The organism is uncultured Mailhella sp. (assembly GCF_905187505.1).
Classification (GTDB): Bacteria; Desulfobacterota; Desulfovibrionia; order Desulfovibrionales; family Desulfovibrionaceae; genus Mailhella.
The window spans coordinates 1-18,009 of the sequence record NZ_CAJJIC010000039.1 but is presented as its reverse complement, the minus strand read 5'-3'; the positions used below and the strand labels follow the sequence as shown (position 1 = coordinate 18,009).

Below are 18,009 nucleotides of genomic sequence, written 5' to 3'. Positions count from 1 at the left end.
CCCTTCGCACAAAGGCGCCAGCATGGCCTCGTAAAGCCTGCGCACCTGCCCAACTTCGGCGTAGCGGAAGGCCACCTTGCATGAAAAGCGCCGCATGGCCGCCGCGTCGAGCTCCTCTCTGCGGTTGGTGGTGCATATGCAGAAGGTGCGGCAGCGCTCAAGCGAGGTGAGAAACTCGTTGACCATGCTGCTCTCCCACGACATTCTCGCCCCCTCTCGGGAAAAGAGAAAGCTGTCCGCCTCGTCCACCACCAGCACCGCACCGCGCTCTTCCGCCTCCCGGAACGCTCCGGCTATGTTCTGCTCGGTGAGCCCCACAAACGGCCCCATGAGGTCGCTGGCCCGGCGGCTGAGGCACGCTCTGCCGAGGGTTTTCGCCACGTATCCGGCAAGCGCCGTCTTGCCCGTGCCCGGAGGACCGTAGAAGAGCATGGTCGCGCAGCCGGGACGAAGACGGGCGTTGCCGCGCATGGCCGCATCCATTCTCCGGCAGCGCTCCATGAAGGCCGCCGCGTCCCCTTCCATGCACACGCCGTCCAGCGAAAACTCCCCGACCTCACGGTTCTCCGAGGCCGCGCGGTAATTTCCGTCGGCCTGAAGCGTGACGTGCGCCTGAAGAATGCGGTCAAGCGAGGCATAAAAATCCTTACGGGTACGGCACAGTCCCGAAGACTGCGAAACGGCCTTCTGAATCACCGCCGCTTCCACCGGGTACCTGACGGCAAGCTCCGTCATGACCGGCTCGGAAAACCTGCGGACAAACCCCGAGCGCCTCATGACCTGACGCCATACCGCCACGCGCTCCTTCACCCCGAGGCTCTCGAAATGAATGCTGAAGCTGAAGCGGCGGCGCACGGCCGGATCAAGATGCTCCACCTCGTTGGTGATCCATATGACACGACGGCCGGCACATTCCATGAAGTCGTTCAGCCATGCCTTGTCCTTGGTGTCGCGGCCGAAGGAAACGTCGGTGTCCAGCAGCCTCTCGGCCTCGTCCACCACCACGAAGGCCCCCTCATGACGGGACGCCATGTGCAGACAGGCCGTAAGCGACGCGCGCCGGGCGGCATCGCCGTCCCTTTCCCGACTGACCACGAACCACGCCTTCACGCCGCACGCGGCGGCCAGACTGCGGACAAGACTCGTCTTGCCCGTGCCGGAAGCGCCGTACAGCAGCACGTGAACCGGCTCATCACCCCTTCTCTTCAAAAGGCGGAGCACATGACGGATATGATCCGCCGGAACGTGAAAGTCCTTAAGCGGCAGCGTTTCGCCTTCCAGAGGACGGAAAAACAGCTCCTGCGCGTCGGGTTCCTCCGGTTCCCAGAAAGCCAGCACCGACTCGGTGATGCGCAGCGCCGAGCCGAAGGCGGTCTCGACCATGCCGAGCCTGAGAAGCTCGCTCACGGTGCGGCGCAACTCCGGAACGGAAAGCTCCAGAATGCGGGCGAGCAGACGTCGGGCACCGAAACCGAACACCTTGATGTCGTCTTCAAAATACGTTTCCACTTCGGGAAACTGCTGGATCATGAATACGAACTCGCACAGGACACAGCCCTCCTCATTCAGACCGAACACCTCCACAAGACGACGCCTCGCCGTCGCAAACAGGCCGTCGTCCGTGGCCTGAGCCGTGCGGCTCCGGCACGCGTCGGCCGCGACCGCAAGAAAAAGCGCCTTCAGACGCGCATTCGAGGAAAAAAGCTCCTCGCAGGCATAGAGAACATGATCTTGCATCTCACGCACGCCGCGCAGCTCGCGCAGGGTCGTCACCGCATCGCGCGCAAGCCTCAGCTTTCCGGCCTTTTCCGCCACGTCCTTCAAAATCCCGTCCAGTCCCCCGAGCGCCCAGCAGAGACAACGCAAAAAACCCGCGTCCACCGCCGCGTTCTGCTCCATCACGCCCAGAAGCCACCGCGCCGTCCTTCTTCTGGCGAAGTCTTCCTCGGTCCCGTACCCGTCTGCTCTGATCTCTTCGACATTCCGGCTTCGCATCGTCTTCTGCTCCTTTCATTCCCTGATACGCTAACGGAGCTTCGTGCCAGATTCCGATCATCGTCGAAGAATTTTATGTCAGGGAACTTCAGAGGGATACAAAAAAGGCGCCTTCATGCTCCCCACATGAAGGCGCCTCGATCCGGCATCATGGATGCGGAAGGGATGCCCGGTGCGCCCGCCTTGGACGCGTTTTCCGAAAAGAATCGACCATCATCGTCCGGCACCGCCCGCCTTCAGCGCCACGACGGGCGCGCCCGGACGCGCCGCTTCCAGCGCCCTGCCCGTGGAAGACGCCACAAGCACGAGACGCGAAAGATCAAAGCCCGCACGAAGCGGGTCGTCATCGGGAACGGCGAGACGGCAGAAAACCTCCACGTCGCCGTCCGCAGGAAGGCCGAGCGCCGCGAGCTCCCCGGCCGTCACGACCGGAGAACTCTCAAGACCAGAGGCGCGCACACGGCCGAGAAGAAGAGGCGGACAGGCGCCTTCCAGACTGGAGAGCAGCACGGCAGAGGCGTCCGGCGCAAACCTTTTCAGGCGGCACGAACGCGCGCCGCCGAGGGCGGCCACACCCGCCAAAAACATGACGTCTTGTTCTTTCATGCCCGAAATCTCGCACAAAACGGGCACCGCGGCAAGCTACCTGTCCTTTTCGTGCCCGTAGATGCCGCCCGCAATCGCGCCGAGGCCGCCGCCTATGAGCGCCCCCATGGTGCCGCTGCCTCCGGCAATGGCCGATATGCCGGCGCCGGCCAGCGCTCCCACGGCCGTGCCTGAAAGCGCTCCCTGCTGAGTCCTGTTCATGCTCGTGCAGCCCGCCGCCCCGAAGGACAGCGCGGCGCAAAGGGTCACGGCAACCGCCGCCGTACCGAAAGAAGTCATGACTCGCTCCTTGCCACAAAGGTTTGCACCGGAGCCGGAACGGTTCCGGTCTCCGGCATGTCGAAGGCTTCCCCTGCAAAGACACGCAGTTTTTGCAGAAGCTCCCCGCGCCTCAGCGCCGCGAGCCCTCAGCCGCGGCGGGAACCACCATTTCCGTCCATATCACGTCGAAGACATGACGGTTCTTCTGATCGGGATTGCGGTAATAGAACTCGTCTATCCTGCGCACGAGCTCGGGCCGCGTGGTGTCGTGAAAGGCGATCTGCCAGCCGTTGGCAAACAGCGAAAGCTGCACGGTCTCGCCCTTTTCCCTTGCCGCCTGCGCAAGCGCAGACTCCATGGCAAGCGCGCATTCCACGCCGAGAAGAAAATCCAGCTTCGACTGGGGAGCCGACGTTTCCCACGCAAAGCCGTCCAGCGACGCCACGGGCACGGGCTCGGCCGGAGCGGACGCCACCGGAGCTCGATGACAGCCCGGCAGGACAAACATCAGCGCAAGGGCAAGGGCAAGGCCCGTCCTCTTCAATGATTTCACCATCATGGCATTCTCCTTGTCTTCTTCCATGACAGTGAACGGAGCCCTGTGAGAGGTCAATGAAATTTCTGACGAGGAAAAAACGGCCCGAAACGCCGTCGCGGCGCGTCTTCACGCGTTCAGCCTGAAACGGTCTCCCGGTCCCTTCGGACGAAGATCAGGATTCACGGCCGCGTGCGCTCAGCGCTTCCCGCAGCGTCTCCAGCGCCTTCAGAATGTCGCCCGCGGAAACCGACGGCTGATAGTCCTCGGGAAGCAGACGGCGAAGCATGAGCATGCCCAGCGTGCACGAGGTAAGCATGAGTCCCGAAGGCACGGCGTCCTCGCCTTCCGCGTCCGCCATGTCGACAAAGAATCCCTTCATCCGTTCCTGTATGACGGGCCGGGCCTCAAGGGACTGGGACGACAGCATGAGAATGTTGAGAATGGAAAGATCGCCGCTGTCCTCGTACCGGTTCTCACAGGAACGGACCATCCTGTCCGCCAGATCTCCGAGCATATCTTCCCTGTCGAGTCCGGGCCGTCCGGCGGAGAAACTGTCGAGCACGGCTCCGAAAAGCTCACGCTTGGAACCGTAATATCGGACGATGAGCGCCACGTTGATTTCCGCCATGGCCGCTATCTGTCTCAGGGTGACGAGCTCATAGGGATATCTGGCAAACAGCCGTTCGGCGCTTTTCAGAATCCGTTCCTTCGTCTGTGCGGCGTTCCGGCAGGTCTTCGCCGGCTCATCTCTGTCTGCCATGGTTCGAACCTTGCGTTTTCATCCTCTTCCGCCGAGGGCGCACACTTGCCGGCGGTCTCTTCGTTGTATCCCGCGGCTTTTTTTTACGCAAGTAAACACGTGTTGACTTAACGGGCAAAAGCATATACTCCTCAGCTGCAACGTTCTCAAGGAGCCTCCACATGCGATTTCGCGTACTTTTTCTTCTGACGGCCGCCATGCTTCTGACGGCAGGTCAGGCCGCCGCCAGGCAGTTGTCCCTGAGCGTGGGCGTCTACTCCGTGCAGTCGGAATACAAAGGTTCCGACGCCCGCGTGCTGCCCATGCCCGTCGTGCAGTATGAAGACGAGCACTTTTTCATAAAGAACACGGAAGCGGGCGTCTGGCTGTGGAACGACGGCACGCAGAAGCTTTCTCTGGGAGCCACTCTTCTTCCCTGCTATTTCCGCTCGAGCAAAAGCGACGATCCGGCCATGAAAAAGCTGGACAACCGCAACATCATCGTGCTGGGCACGCTGGGCTATGAGCTGAACACGACGGTCGGCTCCTTCCGGCTGAGCGCCTCAGGAGACGTCACCGGCACGAGCGACGGCTTTCTGGCCAGCGCAAGCTACGCCTATCCCTTCCGCTCCGGCCGCCTGACCGTCGTTCCCAGCGGCGGACTTCTGTTCGCAAGCTCCGACTTCAACGACTACTACTACGGCGTCAGCCGCGGCGAATCGGCACGCAGCGGCCTTGCCGAGTATTCTCCCGGCGCCTCCGTCACGCCCTTCGTCGGACTCAGCGCGGGCTTCGACCTCTCCAGTCACTGGAGTCTCTTCGCGAGCTGGAAGGTCACGTTTCCCGGCGATGAAATCAAGGACAGTCCCATGGTGGACCGAAGCTCCCAGCACATCTTCGGCGGAGGCGTGACCTACACCTTCTAGCACCCTCCGGCGACGCTCAAAGCCGCGCCCCGAAGCACCGCCCCCGTCTCTTTCCATCGTTGAGCCGAAAGGTCGTTCTCAGACCACCGTTCCCTTTTGGGGCGCTCCATCCCCCCGGAGCGTTCCCGCCGTCCGCCGGGCTCTCCCGCCTTTATTTCCGGCGAACGCACGAAGACTGTCCCGCGCCGGCAAACCCGGAACGGACGCCTCCTCCGCTTGCGCAGACAGTCTTCCCTGAAGCAAAAGGCGGGGCCGGTTCATGCCGGTCCCGCCTTTTGCTTTTGTTCGCGCCGTCTCCGCGCTAGCGTTTTTTCTCTTCCATGCACACCACGCGCACGCCGGGGTGTCCCCCCGTGCGGGAAGCCTGCGCCCTGAACACGGAAAGCCAGTTCTTGCCGAGCAGGGTTTCGGCCAGCCATTCGGCGTTGTGCAGCACAGGGCGATGCGTGTCGATGACGGGCGTCTCCTCCGAGTTCTTGTCCTTGCCTCGGGCGGGATGCTTCACGTCCATGGTCATGAGCGTACGGGCTATGCCTATCTTGCAGGAGGGGCAGCCCACCAGAATGGGCGCGTCGGCCGTGTATCCGGCAAGAGCGCTTTCAAGCCGCTCGCGCTTGCGCTCGCGCAGCACGTTGTAGATGTCCGGGCAGGTGTAGGCGCCCGCGCCGGATTCGCCGCAGCAGCCGGGATTGATCAGGATGGATGCGCCGGTGATGCGCTCGAGCGCCCTTGCCACCTTGCCGCCGTCCTTGGTGGCCTTCACGCCGGACCAGGCGGGATGGCAGGAGGAATGATAGATGATGCGCTCATGGCTCACCTCCACGTCATGGGGCAGACGATCCACGAGAAGCTGCACGATGTCGTTGTGCGGCAGCACGTTGCCGTCAAGATCCGTAATGCCGTGACGCATGAGCGAGTCGCGGCAGGATCCGCAGGCGGTGATGAGCATGTTGACGTCGAACCCGGCCTCGGCCGCCGCCTGGAGCGTGGCCGCGATGACCTGCCGGTTGCGCTGAAGGTTCACCTCGTACTGTTCGGACGCGCCCGCCGCAAGCAGCGGATAGCCGCAGCACAGATGCCTTCCGGGAATGACCACGGGCACGCCCGCGTACATCATGAGCGCTATGGAGGCGAGCGCTATGCGGCGATAGAACAGACTGCCGCCGCAACCGGGGAAGTACAGCACCGCGGGCACGCGGCCTTCAAGCACGCCCTGAGCGGAGATGTCGCCGCTTACGGGAAGGAAGAGATGCGCCGCAGCGTTTCTTTCAAGGTGCAGGCTCTCATACAGGCTCACCATGCCGAGCGCCGGACCTCTTCCGGAAAAGAGCGGACTGCTCATGCGCCTGCGCCACACGCGCGGCACGAGCGGAATGAACTGGTTCATCACGTTCTGGCCGAGGGCCGCCATTTTGGCGAAGGCGGGCACGCGGCTCGCCGGATCGGAAGAAAGAACGTTCAGCACCTGAGACTTGATGGGATGCCCGCCCTCTCCCTCGCGCTTGACGTAGGCAAGGGAGCTCAGGGCCACTTCCGGAGACTCGATCTTCACCGGGCACACCGAGGTGCAGCGGCCGCAGCCCGTGCAGTGCTCCACCAGATGCCGAAGCTCCTGAAGAAGCTCGGGAGAAGGATGTCCCGTGGTGACCTGGGAATAGTAGATGGCCTCGGTGAGCGCGCCGAGAATGAGGTTCTTGTTGCGCGGGTTGTACTGGAAGGAGCGCTCGGGGTACACCATGGGGCACACCTGCTTGCACTTGCCGCAGCGGGTGCAGGTCTGCACCTGGGAAAGCAGGCGGATGAGGCACTCCTTGTCGGGCAGGCCCGATTCCCTGATGTCCGCGATGAGCCGGTTGAAGGAGAACGTGAACGGACGCACCGGCAGATTGCGGGTGACGAGCTTTCCGGGGTTGAACAGGTCGCGGGGGTCCACGCGCATCTTGAACTCGCGCAGGCTCTCCATCTGCCGGGGATCAAGGAAGGCTATCTTGGTGATGCCTATGCCGTGTTCGCCGGAAACCGCGCCGCCGAGCTCCTGCGTTCTGGCCATGACCTGCATGGCCACGTCCTCTGCGTGCTCCATCATGCGCGGATCGTTGGAGTTGACCGGGATGTTCACGTGGCAGTTGCCGTCGCCCGCGTGCATGTGGCTCGCCACCACGATGCGGCTGCTCTTCATGTAGGCCACGATGGCGTCGATGCGGGAAGAAAGACGCGGGAAGCGCTCCTTCTGGGCCGTAAGCCACGACTCGGCCCGCGCCGCCACCTCCTCGTCCACGAGAGAGGGATCGAGATTGGACTCGTCGCCTGCGGCCACGTGCGAGGCGAAGGAAAATTCTTCATTGAAGGCGGGATCTTCCAGCGGAAAGCCCTGAAGCCGGGAGAGTTCCTGAAGGGCGAAGCGGTAGGCGTCGGCCGAGGCCACCACGTTGAGGCACTCGAGATAATGCGCGAACTCGGGGATGCTCGCCATGGGCAGCACCACGTCCTCGTTCATCTTGAAGCCGGACGTGCGCTTGGCGATGGCCGAAAGGCGATGCCTGTCCTCCCAGAACTCGGCGGCCTGCTTGTCGTCCCTGGCTATGGCGGCGAACACGTGGGGATCGTCGCCGGCAAGGGCGTAGATGGCCTGCACGGTGTCGTCGAGCACGTAGGCGTCGTTGCCGTCCACCTGCACGATGATGACCGATATGGGACTGCCTTCGTGTCTGTCCGACTTGCGCTGATAGTTGATGGCCTGCACGTACTTGGAGTTGAACTCCTCCAGCGCGGACACGTGCACGTCGCCGCCCTGATTGCGTATTCTGTCGCGCAGGTTCACGATCTTGCGCACGAGCTCGGCCGCGGGAACCATGGAGGTTCCGTAGAACTCCAGCACCATCACGCGGGAGAGCGAGGGCTTGGGATGAAGCACGAAGGTGGCCTCGGTGATGATGCCGTCTATGCCTTCCTTCTGCATGCCGGGAAGCCCGTCGAGCAGCTTGTTGGTCACGTCCTTGCCGAGGCCGGGATGCCGGACCTCATTTCCCTTCAGGCGCACCACGTTGCGCATGCCGCCGGAAAGGTCCTTGACCTCGAAGACGACGTCCTCGTCGGGCATGATCTTGTGTCCGGGATGGTTCACGCGCTCGATGCGGATGATTTCGCCCGTGGGCGTGACCATGGTCCAGGAAAGCAGATTGTCTATGGTGGTGCCGTACTCGAAGCAGAAGGGCCCGCCGGAGTTTTCCGACACGTTGCCGCCTATGGTGGACGCCGTCTTGGAAGCCGGATCCACGGTGAAGAGCATGCCCTTGGAGGCGGCAAAGTCGATGGCGTCCTGCGTGATCACGCCTGCCTGGCAGGTCATGGTGCGCGCGGCCCTGTTCACCGACTTGGCGGTAAGGCGCGTGGTGCTCACCATGACGGTGCGCTTGCGCGCGGGCACGGTGCCGCCCGTAAGACCGGAAGCGCCGCCTCTGGGAATGATGGCGAACTTCATTTCGTTGGCCAGCCGCACGAGGGCGCTTATCTGTTCGGGAGTGTCGGGCTCCACGACGAGAAGGGGCAGTTCCATGCGAAGGTCCGTGGCGTCGGTGGCGGCGGCCACCAGCGCGCCGCGGCGGCGCAGAATGCAGTCGTCGGGCATGATGTCGGCAAGGCGGCCCTCAAGCTCGCGGCAGAATTCCATTTCCGCCTCGTGGGCGCTCCAGAACATGGTGATGCCTTCGCTTATGGCGGTGGCGTACTGATGCGCGAGGGAAGGAGACTCGGCCTGATAGTGCTCGTTGACGCTCTTCTTCACGTCCGAGGCGGAAATGAAGGGGTTGTACGCCACGAGAAAAAGTTCTTCGGCTATGTCGATGGCGAGCTGCCGCACGCTCTGCGGCCAGCGCTCGAATTCGTCCAGATTGATGCGCAGTATGCGGTTGACCACATACTCGGCGGATATGGAAATGTGAGGCCCTTTGTGGGGCATGACGGTCTCCTTGAAGCAGAAAAAGGGAGGGCCCGGCAGAGCGTGACCGCTCTGCGCAGGCCCGATGACGTTACGACGCGGACAGTCCGCAAAATGCCTACGAATTCAGATTGATGTTGAGCCTCGAGGTGATGTTGTTCCTCACCCACGTGGAGTCCAGCCACTCCAGCGGCTGAACGGGCACGCCGCCGACAAGCACGCCGAAGTGCAGATGGTCTCCTCCGGCAAGGCCGCTTGTGCCCGTGCGTCCTATGATCTGCCCGGCCTTCACCTCGTCGCCCACCTTCACGCCGTACTCGCTGAGGTGGGAATACTGGGTCATGAGGCCGAGGCCGTGATCGATGAGGATCATGTTGCCGTGTATGCCGAGATAGTCCACCCACACCACGCGGCCGCTCTGTGCGGCAGGCACTTCGGCGTGGGCCACGGAGGCGAGGTCGAGTCCCATGTGGGTCTGCTCGTCGATCTTCTGGCGATTGCCGTCCACATAGGTGCGGAAGTCGCCGAAGTTGGCCTTCACCGCGGAACGGGGCAGGCGGCGGAACGAGCCGCTCCACAGAAAGCGCGGCGAGACGTTGGCCGGATCGGCGGCCACCTTGATGAGGGTTTCGTCGTTGCCTTCGCGCACCTTGTTGTTGGCGCAGAGATACTGCGTGAGCGGCGTGGACTCCCCGGGGCAGAGCTCGGCGAGCTCGCTGGCCTTGAAGTTGAGGAACGACTCGGGAATGTTCAGCGTGTCGGAACGGTAGTTGCGGTTGAGCGCGTGCACGAGCAGGCGGCTTGAAGTCACGTTGCCCGCCAGGTCGCGCGCCATGATCTCGGGCAGATAGTCACCCGTCTTGAGGGCGATGGGGAAGGGGAACAGACAGGCATAGGCGCCGTTGTCCTGCTTGTAGCCCGGGAAGAAGAGGCTGCCCACGCGCACGCCGGTCTGATTCACGTCTTCGGAAACGGTGTAGACGATGAGACCGCTGCCGCCGCGGTACATGGCCGGAGGCCCGGTGCGCACGGCGATGCGGGGAGGCTGGGAATCGAGCACGAGAGGCAGGTTGATGCTCGTGGTGTTGCCCCGGCCGAAACCGGCATAGGAGCCGTCCACGGCCCTGACCTCGAGTTCAAACGCGCCTTCGGGAAGCTTTGTCTCCTTCAGGTTGAAGGAGACCTTCTGACGGTTCTCCAGCGTGGGGAAGGTCTGATCAAGCACGGTCATGCTCTGCTCGCCGCGCTTCACGACGACGGACACGGACTGCACGCCCGACTTGTCGGAGATGTCGAGCTCAATGTTCTGCAAAAGGCCCACGCGGCCGGCGAGCTCGGGGTTCATGGTCACGGAAGGCCCGCTCAGGTCGCGCATGAGAAAATACGCGCCGGCTCCCGCAAGCGCCAGAATCAGCAGCATGGCTATGACGGACAGCCCGGATGAAGAGCGCCGGGACGAGGATCGGTAGGAAATTTGTCTTCTGCTAAACAAGGCTGCATCCTTTCCGGGCGAAAGGCCCATGGTATGGCCGCGTCATGCGCTGGCACGGCAGAAGGTATTTTCTCGCACACTGCGCCAACAAGTCAAGGAAAAGCGAAAAACATTTTTCTTTCAGCTTCCGGGGCATGGGCGCGACATATCTTATATTCTTCGGATGGATGAAGTTTTTTCCCCTTCCCGCCCCACCTTCCGCCTTGCCGCGCCGCCCCTCTTTATGATAAGTCCTTCCCAATGATATGACCTTGCTCGGGAGAAGAGGTATGTTTCTTTCAGACGTCGCGCAGATATTCAAAAACATGGGCTGGGCGAACCGCATCACCATGATGCGCATCGGGGCCGTGCTGCCCATCCTTCTGCTCATCCACTTTCCCAACGTCTACACCTGCTGGATCGCCATGATCCTCTTCGTGGCCGCGGCCGTCACCGACTTTCTCGACGGCTACATCGCCCGCCGCGAAAAGCAGGTGACCAACTTCGGCAAGTTTCTCGATCCTCTGGCCGACAAGCTGCTCATCTGCTCCATCCTCATCGAGATGGTGGGCCTCGGCTGGGTGCCGGCGTGGATAGTCATCATCATCATCATCCGCGAACTTGCCGTCACGGGTCTGCGCGCCGTGGCCGCCGACAAGGGCGTGGTCATCGCGGCCGACTGGTACGGCAAGTGGAAGACCGTGTTCCAGATCATCGCCATGGTGCCGCTGCTCATCCACTTCCCGGTCATGGGTCTGCCCGTGCACCTCATAGGCACCGTGGTGCTCTACATCGCGCTCATCCTCACCATCTTCTCGGGCTGCAACTACTTTTATCTGTTCTACCGCCAGTGGCGCGATCATCTGGCGAACAACTAGCATTGCCCGCGTGCCGTCGTGTCCATGAATCATCGCACATCCTCAAACAGGGCCTTCTGGTGGAAGCTCTCGCTGCTCGTTCTTGCCGTGCTGCTCAACATCGCGCTGGCCAGCCGCATCATATGGGGCTCGCACAGCATCTACACCTGGCGCGTGCTCAAGGAAAAACAGAGCGAACTTTCCGAGGAGCTGGCCGCCCTTGACGAAAAGCGTGCCGCCCTCTCCCGGGAGATACGCCTCTTGAAAACCGACCCCGCCTATGTGGAAAAGGTGATTCGTCAGCGCCTCAACTACGTGAGAAAAAACGAAATTCTCTATCTGTTCGACAAGAGCAGGGAGGATTCGTGGTCCGGTGCGGACTCCGACGGCAGGCATGACTGAAGGCTCATCGTCCATGAATTCACCCCTTACGGAAAACGCCCGTTCGGAAAAGGCGCTCTGGTATCAGGAAGTCCTCTCCCTCGACCCCGCCTCCCGCATCTTTCTCCCCTACGCCCGGCTTCTCGCCGAAACGGGCCGCCGCATGGAGGCCGTGGAAGTGCTCCGGGCAGGCCTGACCCGCCACCCGGAATTTCTCGACGCCCGCCTTCTGCTCATCGATCTGCTGCACGACTGCGGGCAGGACGCCGCCGCCGGACTCGAAGCGGCGGGCATCATCGAGTCGCTTTCCCGCTGCTCCGCCCTCTGGGAGATATGGAGCAGGCTGCCCGGCGTGCGTGCCGATCAGTCTGCCATGCTGCTCTTCTTCGGAGCGACGTTCCGTCAGGGAGGTCCCGGTCTCGCCGACGTGTTCGAGGCGGGCATGAAGGCCCTGCATGACAAGAGCGGCCCGGAGCGTGGAAGCGACCTTTCGCCCGATGAGGACTCCCCTTCCCCGTCTGCGGCCTCTGCCGGGAATTTCCGCAGCGGACAGGATTCTCCCGTGCCGCCTGCGCTGCAGGAAGACGCCCCCGCCGCGCCGTGCGGCACGCCCGCCCCGCTTCCGAGCGACGCCGCCTGCATCGCGGCCCGCACCAACGTCCCCTCCGCGTCCGGGAACGACGCGGCGACTGAGGACGCGACGCCCTGCGCCTGCGATTCTTCTTCCGGCGACGCCTCCGCTCCGGCAGAGCCGTCCCGCGCCTTCGTCATGGACGAGAACGCCCCGTGGTACAGCCTCGACGCCGTGCCCGACGACGATGACGTGTACGATGACGAACCTGCCCCCGCCGCTCCCGTCATTCCGCCTTCCGCCATGCAGCTGCTCTTCCCCGAAAACGACGCTCCCGCCGAAGACGGGGACGCTTCCGTCTCCCCGGTCCCCCGCGCCTCTGCGGAGGGCAAAAGCTCTCTGTGCACGCGTTCCATGGCGCGCATACTCGAAGAGCAGGGCGCCACGGGCGAAGCCGCGGACATCTATCGGGAACTGCTTGAAGTGAGCTCCTCGGCCGAAGAGCGGGCCGAACTGAACGCCAAGCTGGACAGCCTCATGCAGGGCGCGCAGAATCCCGCGCCCGAACAGCCTGCCGATTCCGGCCTTCTGAACATGCTGGAAACTCTGGCCGTCAGGCTGGAAAACAAATCCCGCGCCTGACGCGCGACAGGAGACATCATGCGAACCCGCATACTCCCCCTCTTTCTCTTCCTTCTCTCCGTCTCCCTTCTGCCGAACCTTTCCGGCTGCGCGCAGATGAAGGGCGCCTACAAGGAAACCAAGACGTTCTATCATACGCACATCAACCGCCCCTCCACGCTGGACACGGAAAGCCGCACCGTTCTGGAAAAGTCCCAGCGCGATCTTGTGCAGAGCATCATGCCCATCGACGAAGAGCTGACGAAGCTGGAAAAGGCGCTCGACGCCCTGGCCACGCCGCCCGACGCCGAAGGTGCGGCCAGCCTTCTGCGCCGCTTCCCGTGGCTGTCCGGCCTCGCCATGGTCGCCCCCGACGGCACTCTCGGCGCATCCATCCCGCCCACGCCCATAAAGCAGCTCGACTACACGCCGCTTCTCGAGCTCGCGCCCAAGGCCCTGCCCCGCGATCTGCGCGCCTCCATACAGGACACTCCCCTTGGACCGGAAATTCTTCTCGCCCGTCCCTTCCTGCAGGAAGACCGTCTTCAGCTGCTGCTCGTAGCCAGCTTCGACTTCCGTGCGCTGCTGCCCTACGCCTCCTCTCCGGGCGACTTCATCGTGCGTTCCGGCGACGTTCTCATATGGAGCGGCGACATGGATTATTCCGCGACGCCTCTCGCTTCCATCAACTGGACGGAATATCTCAAGGAACATTCCGACGGTATTTTGAGCAACGAGAACGGTTCCATGATGTGGATTTCCCGCTATATAGGTGGAAAGCCTGTAGTTTTCGCCGCGCCGACGCGCTGATGTTTGCTATGCGATGATTTCGATTCACATATTGAGCCTTATTGCACATTCATCCTTGTTTATGGTATAGGTACTGCCAAGTAACAGAAGCTCCGACTCTTGCGCAGAGCCTATGAACGATGCGACAGACCGGAGCCGACACCAAGGAGCCTGGATATGTCTGAAGTCACTGCAATTGAACACCTTATCGCATCACAACGCAGATGGTCGCCTCACGCGACGGGCCAGTTCACCTCGCTGATGCACGACCTTATTCTTTCGGCCAAGATTATTTCCAGAAACGTCAACCAGGCCGGTCTGGTCGACATTCTGGGCGCGACCGGTGCCGTCAATGTGCAGGGCGAACAGGTGCAGAAACTCGACACCTTCGCCAACAACACGCTGGTTTACAGAATGCAGAGCTCGGGCGCCGTGTGCGCCGTGGGTTCCGAAGAAATGGCCGAACCCTTCTTCGTGCCCGAAAACGAGCCCCACGGCCACTACGTCATCTTCTTCGATCCGCTCGACGGCTCCTCGAACATCGACGTGGGTGTGAGCATCGGCACCATCTTTTCCATCTACCGCCGCTCCGACACCCAGAACTACTGGGAACTCAACGCCGAGGCCCTCATGCGTCCCGGCATCGAACAGGTGGCTGCCGGCTACTTCCTCTACGGCTCCTCGACCATGCTCGTGTACTCCACCGGGCACGGCGTCAACGGCTTCACTCTGGACTCCTCCATCGGCGAATTTCTGCTCACGCATCCCAACATCCAGATTCCGCGCGTGGGCAAGTACTATTCCGCCAACCACGGCTATTACAACTACTGGGACGAAGCCACGCAGAAGGCCGTTCATGCCTTCTCCCGTCCCGAAGGCATGCCTCCCCGTTCCACCCGCTACGTGGGTTCTCTCGTCGCCGATTTCCATCGCACCCTGCTCAAGGGCGGCATCTTCTTCTACACCGAGGACCTCAAGCATCCGAACGGCAAGCTGCGCCTGATGTACGAAGCCGCGCCCATGGCCTTCCTTGCCGAACAGGCCGGAGGCAAGGCCACGGACGGCAGAATGCGCATTCTCGAAAAGGTGCCTACCGCCATCCATGAGCGCACGCCCCTCATCATCGGTTCCGCCGACGATGTGGATCAGGTTCTTGAAGTCTACCGGGAGAACGGCAAGGTCTAGCCTCCGCGTCCCGGCAACCGTCATCAAGCCGCGCGCCGGTCTTTCCGGCGCGCGGCCTGTTCTTCCCTGAAGTCTCCGCCTTCTCGCATGATCCGGGCCGAACTCCCGCGCGACGGCGCGCCGAAAACGGCCCCACCTCCCTTCCCCTTCACGGCGGCAGACCGCCAAACCCTTTCGGATGAAACATGCTGGTTCTGGGAATAGAAAGCTCTTGTGATGAAACCGCCCTTGCGCTTGTGGACGACAACGGCGTCCGCGCCTCCGTCATCTCCAGTCAGGCCGACATCCACGCCCTTTTCGGAGGCGTCGTGCCGGAACTGGCCTCGCGCGAACACGCCCGTCTCATCGGCCCCCTGCTCGACAGTCTGCTGCGTCAGGCCGATCTCGGCAGCGATCCGTGGAAGGCCATAGACCGCATCGCCGTCACGCGCGGACCCGGACTCATGGGAAGCCTGCTCGTGGGCGTGGCCTTTGCCAAGTCCCTGGCCATGGCCCACGACATTCCCCTCATCGGCATCGATCACCTTCAGGGGCATCTGCTCGCCGCGCAGATTGAAAACGACATTCTCTGGCCCGCGCTCGGCGTGCTCATTTCCGGCGGACACACCCACCTGTACCGCATGGACGGCCCGGTGGACATGACCGTGCTCGGAAAGACCATCGACGACGCCGCGGGCGAAGCCTGCGACAAGTTCGCCAAGGCCGCGGGCCTGCCCTATCCCGGCGGCGCCCTGCTCGACGCCCTCGGGAAAAAAGGCACGGCCGATCCGCATCTTTTCCCCCGCCCCTACACCCACAACGACAATCTCGACTTCAGCTTCAGCGGGCTCAAGACCGCGGGCGCGCTCTGGCTCTCGGAACATCCCGAAGCACGCTTCCCCGCAGGCGACACCCCCGCCAGAGAACGACTGAACCTCGCCTCGCAGACGCTGTGCGACGCGGCGGCCTCCTACCTGCTCGCCATAGCGGAAACCCTTGTCATCAAGGCCTCCCGCGCCATGGAGCTCTTCCGCCCCGAGAGCATCGTGGTGGCCGGAGGCGTGGCCGCCAACAGCGTGGTGCGCCGCGAGTTTGCCAAGCTTGCCGAAAAGCGCGGCATTCCGCTCTTCATTCCCTCCCTTTCCCTGTGCGGCGACAACGCCGTCATGATAGCCAAGGCAGGGTGGTACATGGCAAAGGCCAAAAGAGCGCACGATCTTTCCCTTTCGGCCATCCCCCGCGGACAGGTCATCCCGCAGGACTGGAAAACGCTTTGAGCTTCTCCGCCTTGACAGCGGCATACCCTGTACCTACAATCATTCCGCATCATTTTTTTTCGTGATAGGACAAAGATGCGCCGGAGGCTTCTCCGGAGTTCACCATAATCCATGTTTAAGGAGTTCAACCAATGTCCACCGCAGTTACTGATGCCACCTTTGAAAGCGTCGTCATCAAATCCTCCATTCCGGTTCTCGTTGACTTCTGGGCTCCCTGGTGCGGTCCCTGCCGCGGCATCGGCCCCATCGTGGAAGAACTGGCTGCCGACTATGAAGGCCGCGTCCTCGTGTGCAAGGTGAACGTGGATGAAAATCCCCGCGTTCCCAGCATGTTCGGCATCCGTGCCATTCCCACTCTCATCGTCTTCAAGGACGGCGAAGTCGTCGATCAGGTGACCGGAGCCGTGGCCAAGTCCCACCTCGTGGGCATGATAGAAAAGGCTCTGTAATGCTGTACGATGCCGTAGTCATCGGCGCAGGGCCTGCGGGCATTACCGCGGCCCTGTATCTTGTCCGCTCCGGAGTCAGCGTTGCGCTCGTCGAAAACGCCGCCCCGGGCGGACAGATACTCAGCACCGCCGAAATCGAAAACTATCCGGGCTTTCCCAAAAGCATCAAGGGCTGGGAACTGGCCGACCTTTTTGACGCCCACCTCGCGGGATATCCCGTCGAGCGCGTGCGCGGACAGGTGCTCTCGGTGGAAAAGGCCGACGGAAACCTCTTCCGTCTCTCCCTTGATGAGGGAAGAGAACTGAAGGCCAAGGCCGTGGTGGCCTGCACCGGTGCTCATCACCGCAAGCTCGGCGCTCCCGGCGAAGACGCCTTCAGCGGCAAGGGCGTGTCCTACTGCGCCGTGTGCGACGGCAACTTCTACCGCGGACGCGACGTCGCCGTGGTGGGCGGCGGCAACTCCGCCCTGGAAGAAGCCCTCTACCTCTCGCGCATCGTCAACAAGGTCTATCTCATTCACCGCCGCGACGCCTTCCGCGGAGCGATGGTCTACCAGAACAAGATCCGTGAAGCGACCAACATCGAGCTTGTGACGAGCAGCGTCGTGGACGAGATCCGCGGCGGCGCCGCGGGCATGGATTCGGTGGCCGTGCGCAACGTGAAGAGCGGGGAAACCCGCGTCATTCCCGTAGAAGGCATTTTCATCTATGTGGGCATGGAGCCGGTCAGCGGCTATCTTCCCGAAGGGATCAACCGCAACGCCGCGGGCTTCGTGCTGACGGACGCCGAAATGTGCACCGACATTCCCGGCATCTTCGCCGCAGGCGACCTACGCGCCAAGCGCTGCCGCCAGGTCAGCAGCGCCGTGGGCGACGGAGCCACGGCGGCAACGGCGGCTTCCTCTTATCTGGAGCAATGGAATGCGTAAACTGCTTCTTATGGGAATGCTTGCCTGCACCATCTTCCTGAGCGGCTGTTCCCTGGTAGACGAATACTTCCTGCCCCCGGCCGACGACACGGTTCAGGAAATATTCGAGGCCGGGGGCGACGCCATGCGCGAAAAGAACTACGCGCAGGCCATTGTCTACTATACCCGCATCAAGGATGAATATCCCTTCAGCCCCTATGTCATAGAGTCTGAACTGGCGCTGGCCGACGCTCATTTCCTTGACGGCGAATATCTGCTCGCGGCAGACGCCTACAAGGACTTCGAGACGCTGCATCCCCGCCATGAAGCCATCCCCTATGTGCTTTATCAGACCGGCATGTCTCTGAAGAATTCCTACACCTCCATCGATCACTCGGCCACGCCCGTGAACGAGGCGCTGGAATACTTCACCAGACTCCAGCAGGAATACCCCGACACGGACTACGGCAAGAACGCCGCCGAGCAAATCGCCGCTTGCCGCAAGACGCTGGCGCAGCG

17 protein-coding genes are annotated in these 18,009 nt (G+C 62.4%); 10 read left to right on the top strand and 7 right to left on the bottom strand.

What is annotated here, in order from left to right:
- From QZZ60_RS05610 to QZZ60_RS05590, 5 genes are all read right to left on the bottom strand, one after another.
- Positions 1 to 1,995: AAA family ATPase (locus tag QZZ60_RS05610; RefSeq protein WP_295638997.1), on the bottom strand; the 1,995-nt coding region annotated here is incomplete at its 3' end.
- A gap of 213 nt (positions 1,996 to 2,208) precedes the next feature.
- A complete protein-coding gene (locus tag QZZ60_RS05605) occupies positions 2,209 to 2,583 on the bottom strand; it encodes a hypothetical protein (protein ID WP_295638995.1) in 375 nt (124 codons plus the stop codon).
- Positions 2,584 to 2,637: 54 nt separating this feature from the next.
- Complete coding sequence (locus QZZ60_RS05600) at positions 2,638 to 2,880, bottom strand: YMGG-like glycine zipper-containing protein (RefSeq protein ID WP_295638992.1); 243 nt, start codon at positions 2,878 to 2,880, stop codon at positions 2,638 to 2,640.
- 112 nt (positions 2,881 to 2,992) lie between these two features.
- Positions 2,993 to 3,421: a hypothetical protein gene (locus QZZ60_RS05595; protein WP_295638989.1), complete on the bottom strand. Its 429-nt coding sequence runs from the start codon at positions 3,419 to 3,421 to the stop codon at positions 2,993 to 2,995.
- A gap of 151 nt (positions 3,422 to 3,572) precedes the next feature.
- Positions 3,573 to 4,160, bottom strand: coding sequence for a TetR/AcrR family transcriptional regulator (locus tag QZZ60_RS05590; protein WP_295638986.1), 588 nt, complete (start codon positions 4,158 to 4,160; stop codon positions 3,573 to 3,575).
- 161 nt (positions 4,161 to 4,321) lie between these two features.
- On the opposite strand from QZZ60_RS05590, the gene QZZ60_RS05585 reads away from it, so the two are divergent.
- Positions 4,322 to 5,065 carry a MipA/OmpV family protein gene (locus tag QZZ60_RS05585; RefSeq protein WP_295638983.1) on the top strand — a complete coding sequence of 248 codons (744 nt, stop codon included), beginning with the start codon at positions 4,322 to 4,324 and terminating at the stop codon, positions 5,063 to 5,065.
- Positions 5,066 to 5,366: 301 nt separating this feature from the next.
- Here the strand turns inward: QZZ60_RS05585 and QZZ60_RS05580 are convergent, their stop codons facing one another.
- On the bottom strand, positions 5,367 to 9,023 hold the full coding sequence (locus QZZ60_RS05580; protein ID WP_295638980.1) for an FAD-binding and (Fe-S)-binding domain-containing protein: 3,657 nt from the start codon (positions 9,021 to 9,023) through the stop codon (positions 5,367 to 5,369).
- A gap of 97 nt (positions 9,024 to 9,120) precedes the next feature.
- Positions 9,121 to 10,494 carry a M23 family metallopeptidase gene (locus tag QZZ60_RS05575; RefSeq protein ID WP_295638977.1) on the bottom strand — a complete coding sequence of 458 codons (1,374 nt, stop codon included), beginning with the start codon at positions 10,492 to 10,494 and terminating at the stop codon, positions 9,121 to 9,123.
- A gap of 269 nt (positions 10,495 to 10,763) precedes the next feature.
- On the opposite strand from QZZ60_RS05575, the gene pgsA reads away from it, so the two are divergent.
- From pgsA to bamD, 9 genes are all read left to right on the top strand, one after another.
- The gene (pgsA, locus tag QZZ60_RS05570; RefSeq protein ID WP_295638975.1) at positions 10,764 to 11,351 is read left to right on the top strand and encodes a CDP-diacylglycerol--glycerol-3-phosphate 3-phosphatidyltransferase; all 588 of its coding nucleotides are present in this window, start codon (positions 10,764 to 10,766) and stop codon (positions 11,349 to 11,351) included.
- 24 nt (positions 11,352 to 11,375) lie between these two features.
- Positions 11,376 to 11,732, top strand: a complete 357-nt coding sequence (locus QZZ60_RS05565) for a septum formation initiator family protein (RefSeq protein WP_295638972.1) — start codon at positions 11,376 to 11,378, stop codon at positions 11,730 to 11,732.
- Positions 11,733 to 11,745: 13 nt separating this feature from the next.
- A complete protein-coding gene (locus tag QZZ60_RS05560; RefSeq protein WP_295638970.1) occupies positions 11,746 to 12,924 on the top strand; it encodes a hypothetical protein in 1,179 nt (392 codons plus the stop codon).
- Between the two features lie 18 nt (positions 12,925 to 12,942).
- Positions 12,943 to 13,713 (top strand): hypothetical protein, encoded by a 771-nt coding sequence (locus tag QZZ60_RS05555; RefSeq protein ID WP_295638967.1) that lies wholly within the window; start codon positions 12,943 to 12,945, stop codon positions 13,711 to 13,713.
- A gap of 156 nt (positions 13,714 to 13,869) precedes the next feature.
- The gene (gene fbp / locus QZZ60_RS05550; RefSeq protein WP_295638964.1) at positions 13,870 to 14,877 is read left to right on the top strand and encodes a class 1 fructose-bisphosphatase; all 1,008 of its coding nucleotides are present in this window, start codon (positions 13,870 to 13,872) and stop codon (positions 14,875 to 14,877) included.
- Between the two features lie 185 nt (positions 14,878 to 15,062).
- Entirely contained in the window at positions 15,063 to 16,133 is a 1,071-nt protein-coding gene (tsaD, locus tag QZZ60_RS05545) for a tRNA (adenosine(37)-N6)-threonylcarbamoyltransferase complex transferase subunit TsaD (protein ID WP_295638962.1), read from the top strand.
- Positions 16,134 to 16,264: 131 nt separating this feature from the next.
- Positions 16,265 to 16,582, top strand: a complete 318-nt coding sequence (trxA, locus tag QZZ60_RS05540; protein WP_295638959.1) for a thioredoxin — start codon at positions 16,265 to 16,267, stop codon at positions 16,580 to 16,582.
- Positions 16,582 to 17,511, top strand: a complete 930-nt coding sequence (gene trxB, locus QZZ60_RS05535; protein ID WP_295638956.1) for a thioredoxin-disulfide reductase — start codon at positions 16,582 to 16,584, stop codon at positions 17,509 to 17,511. The genes trxA and trxB overlap by 1 nt, the downstream gene beginning before the upstream one ends.
- On the top strand, positions 17,504 to 18,009 hold a 506-nt coding region (bamD, locus tag QZZ60_RS05530; RefSeq protein WP_295638953.1), incomplete at its 3' end, for an outer membrane protein assembly factor BamD. The genes trxB and bamD, both read left to right, overlap by 8 nt.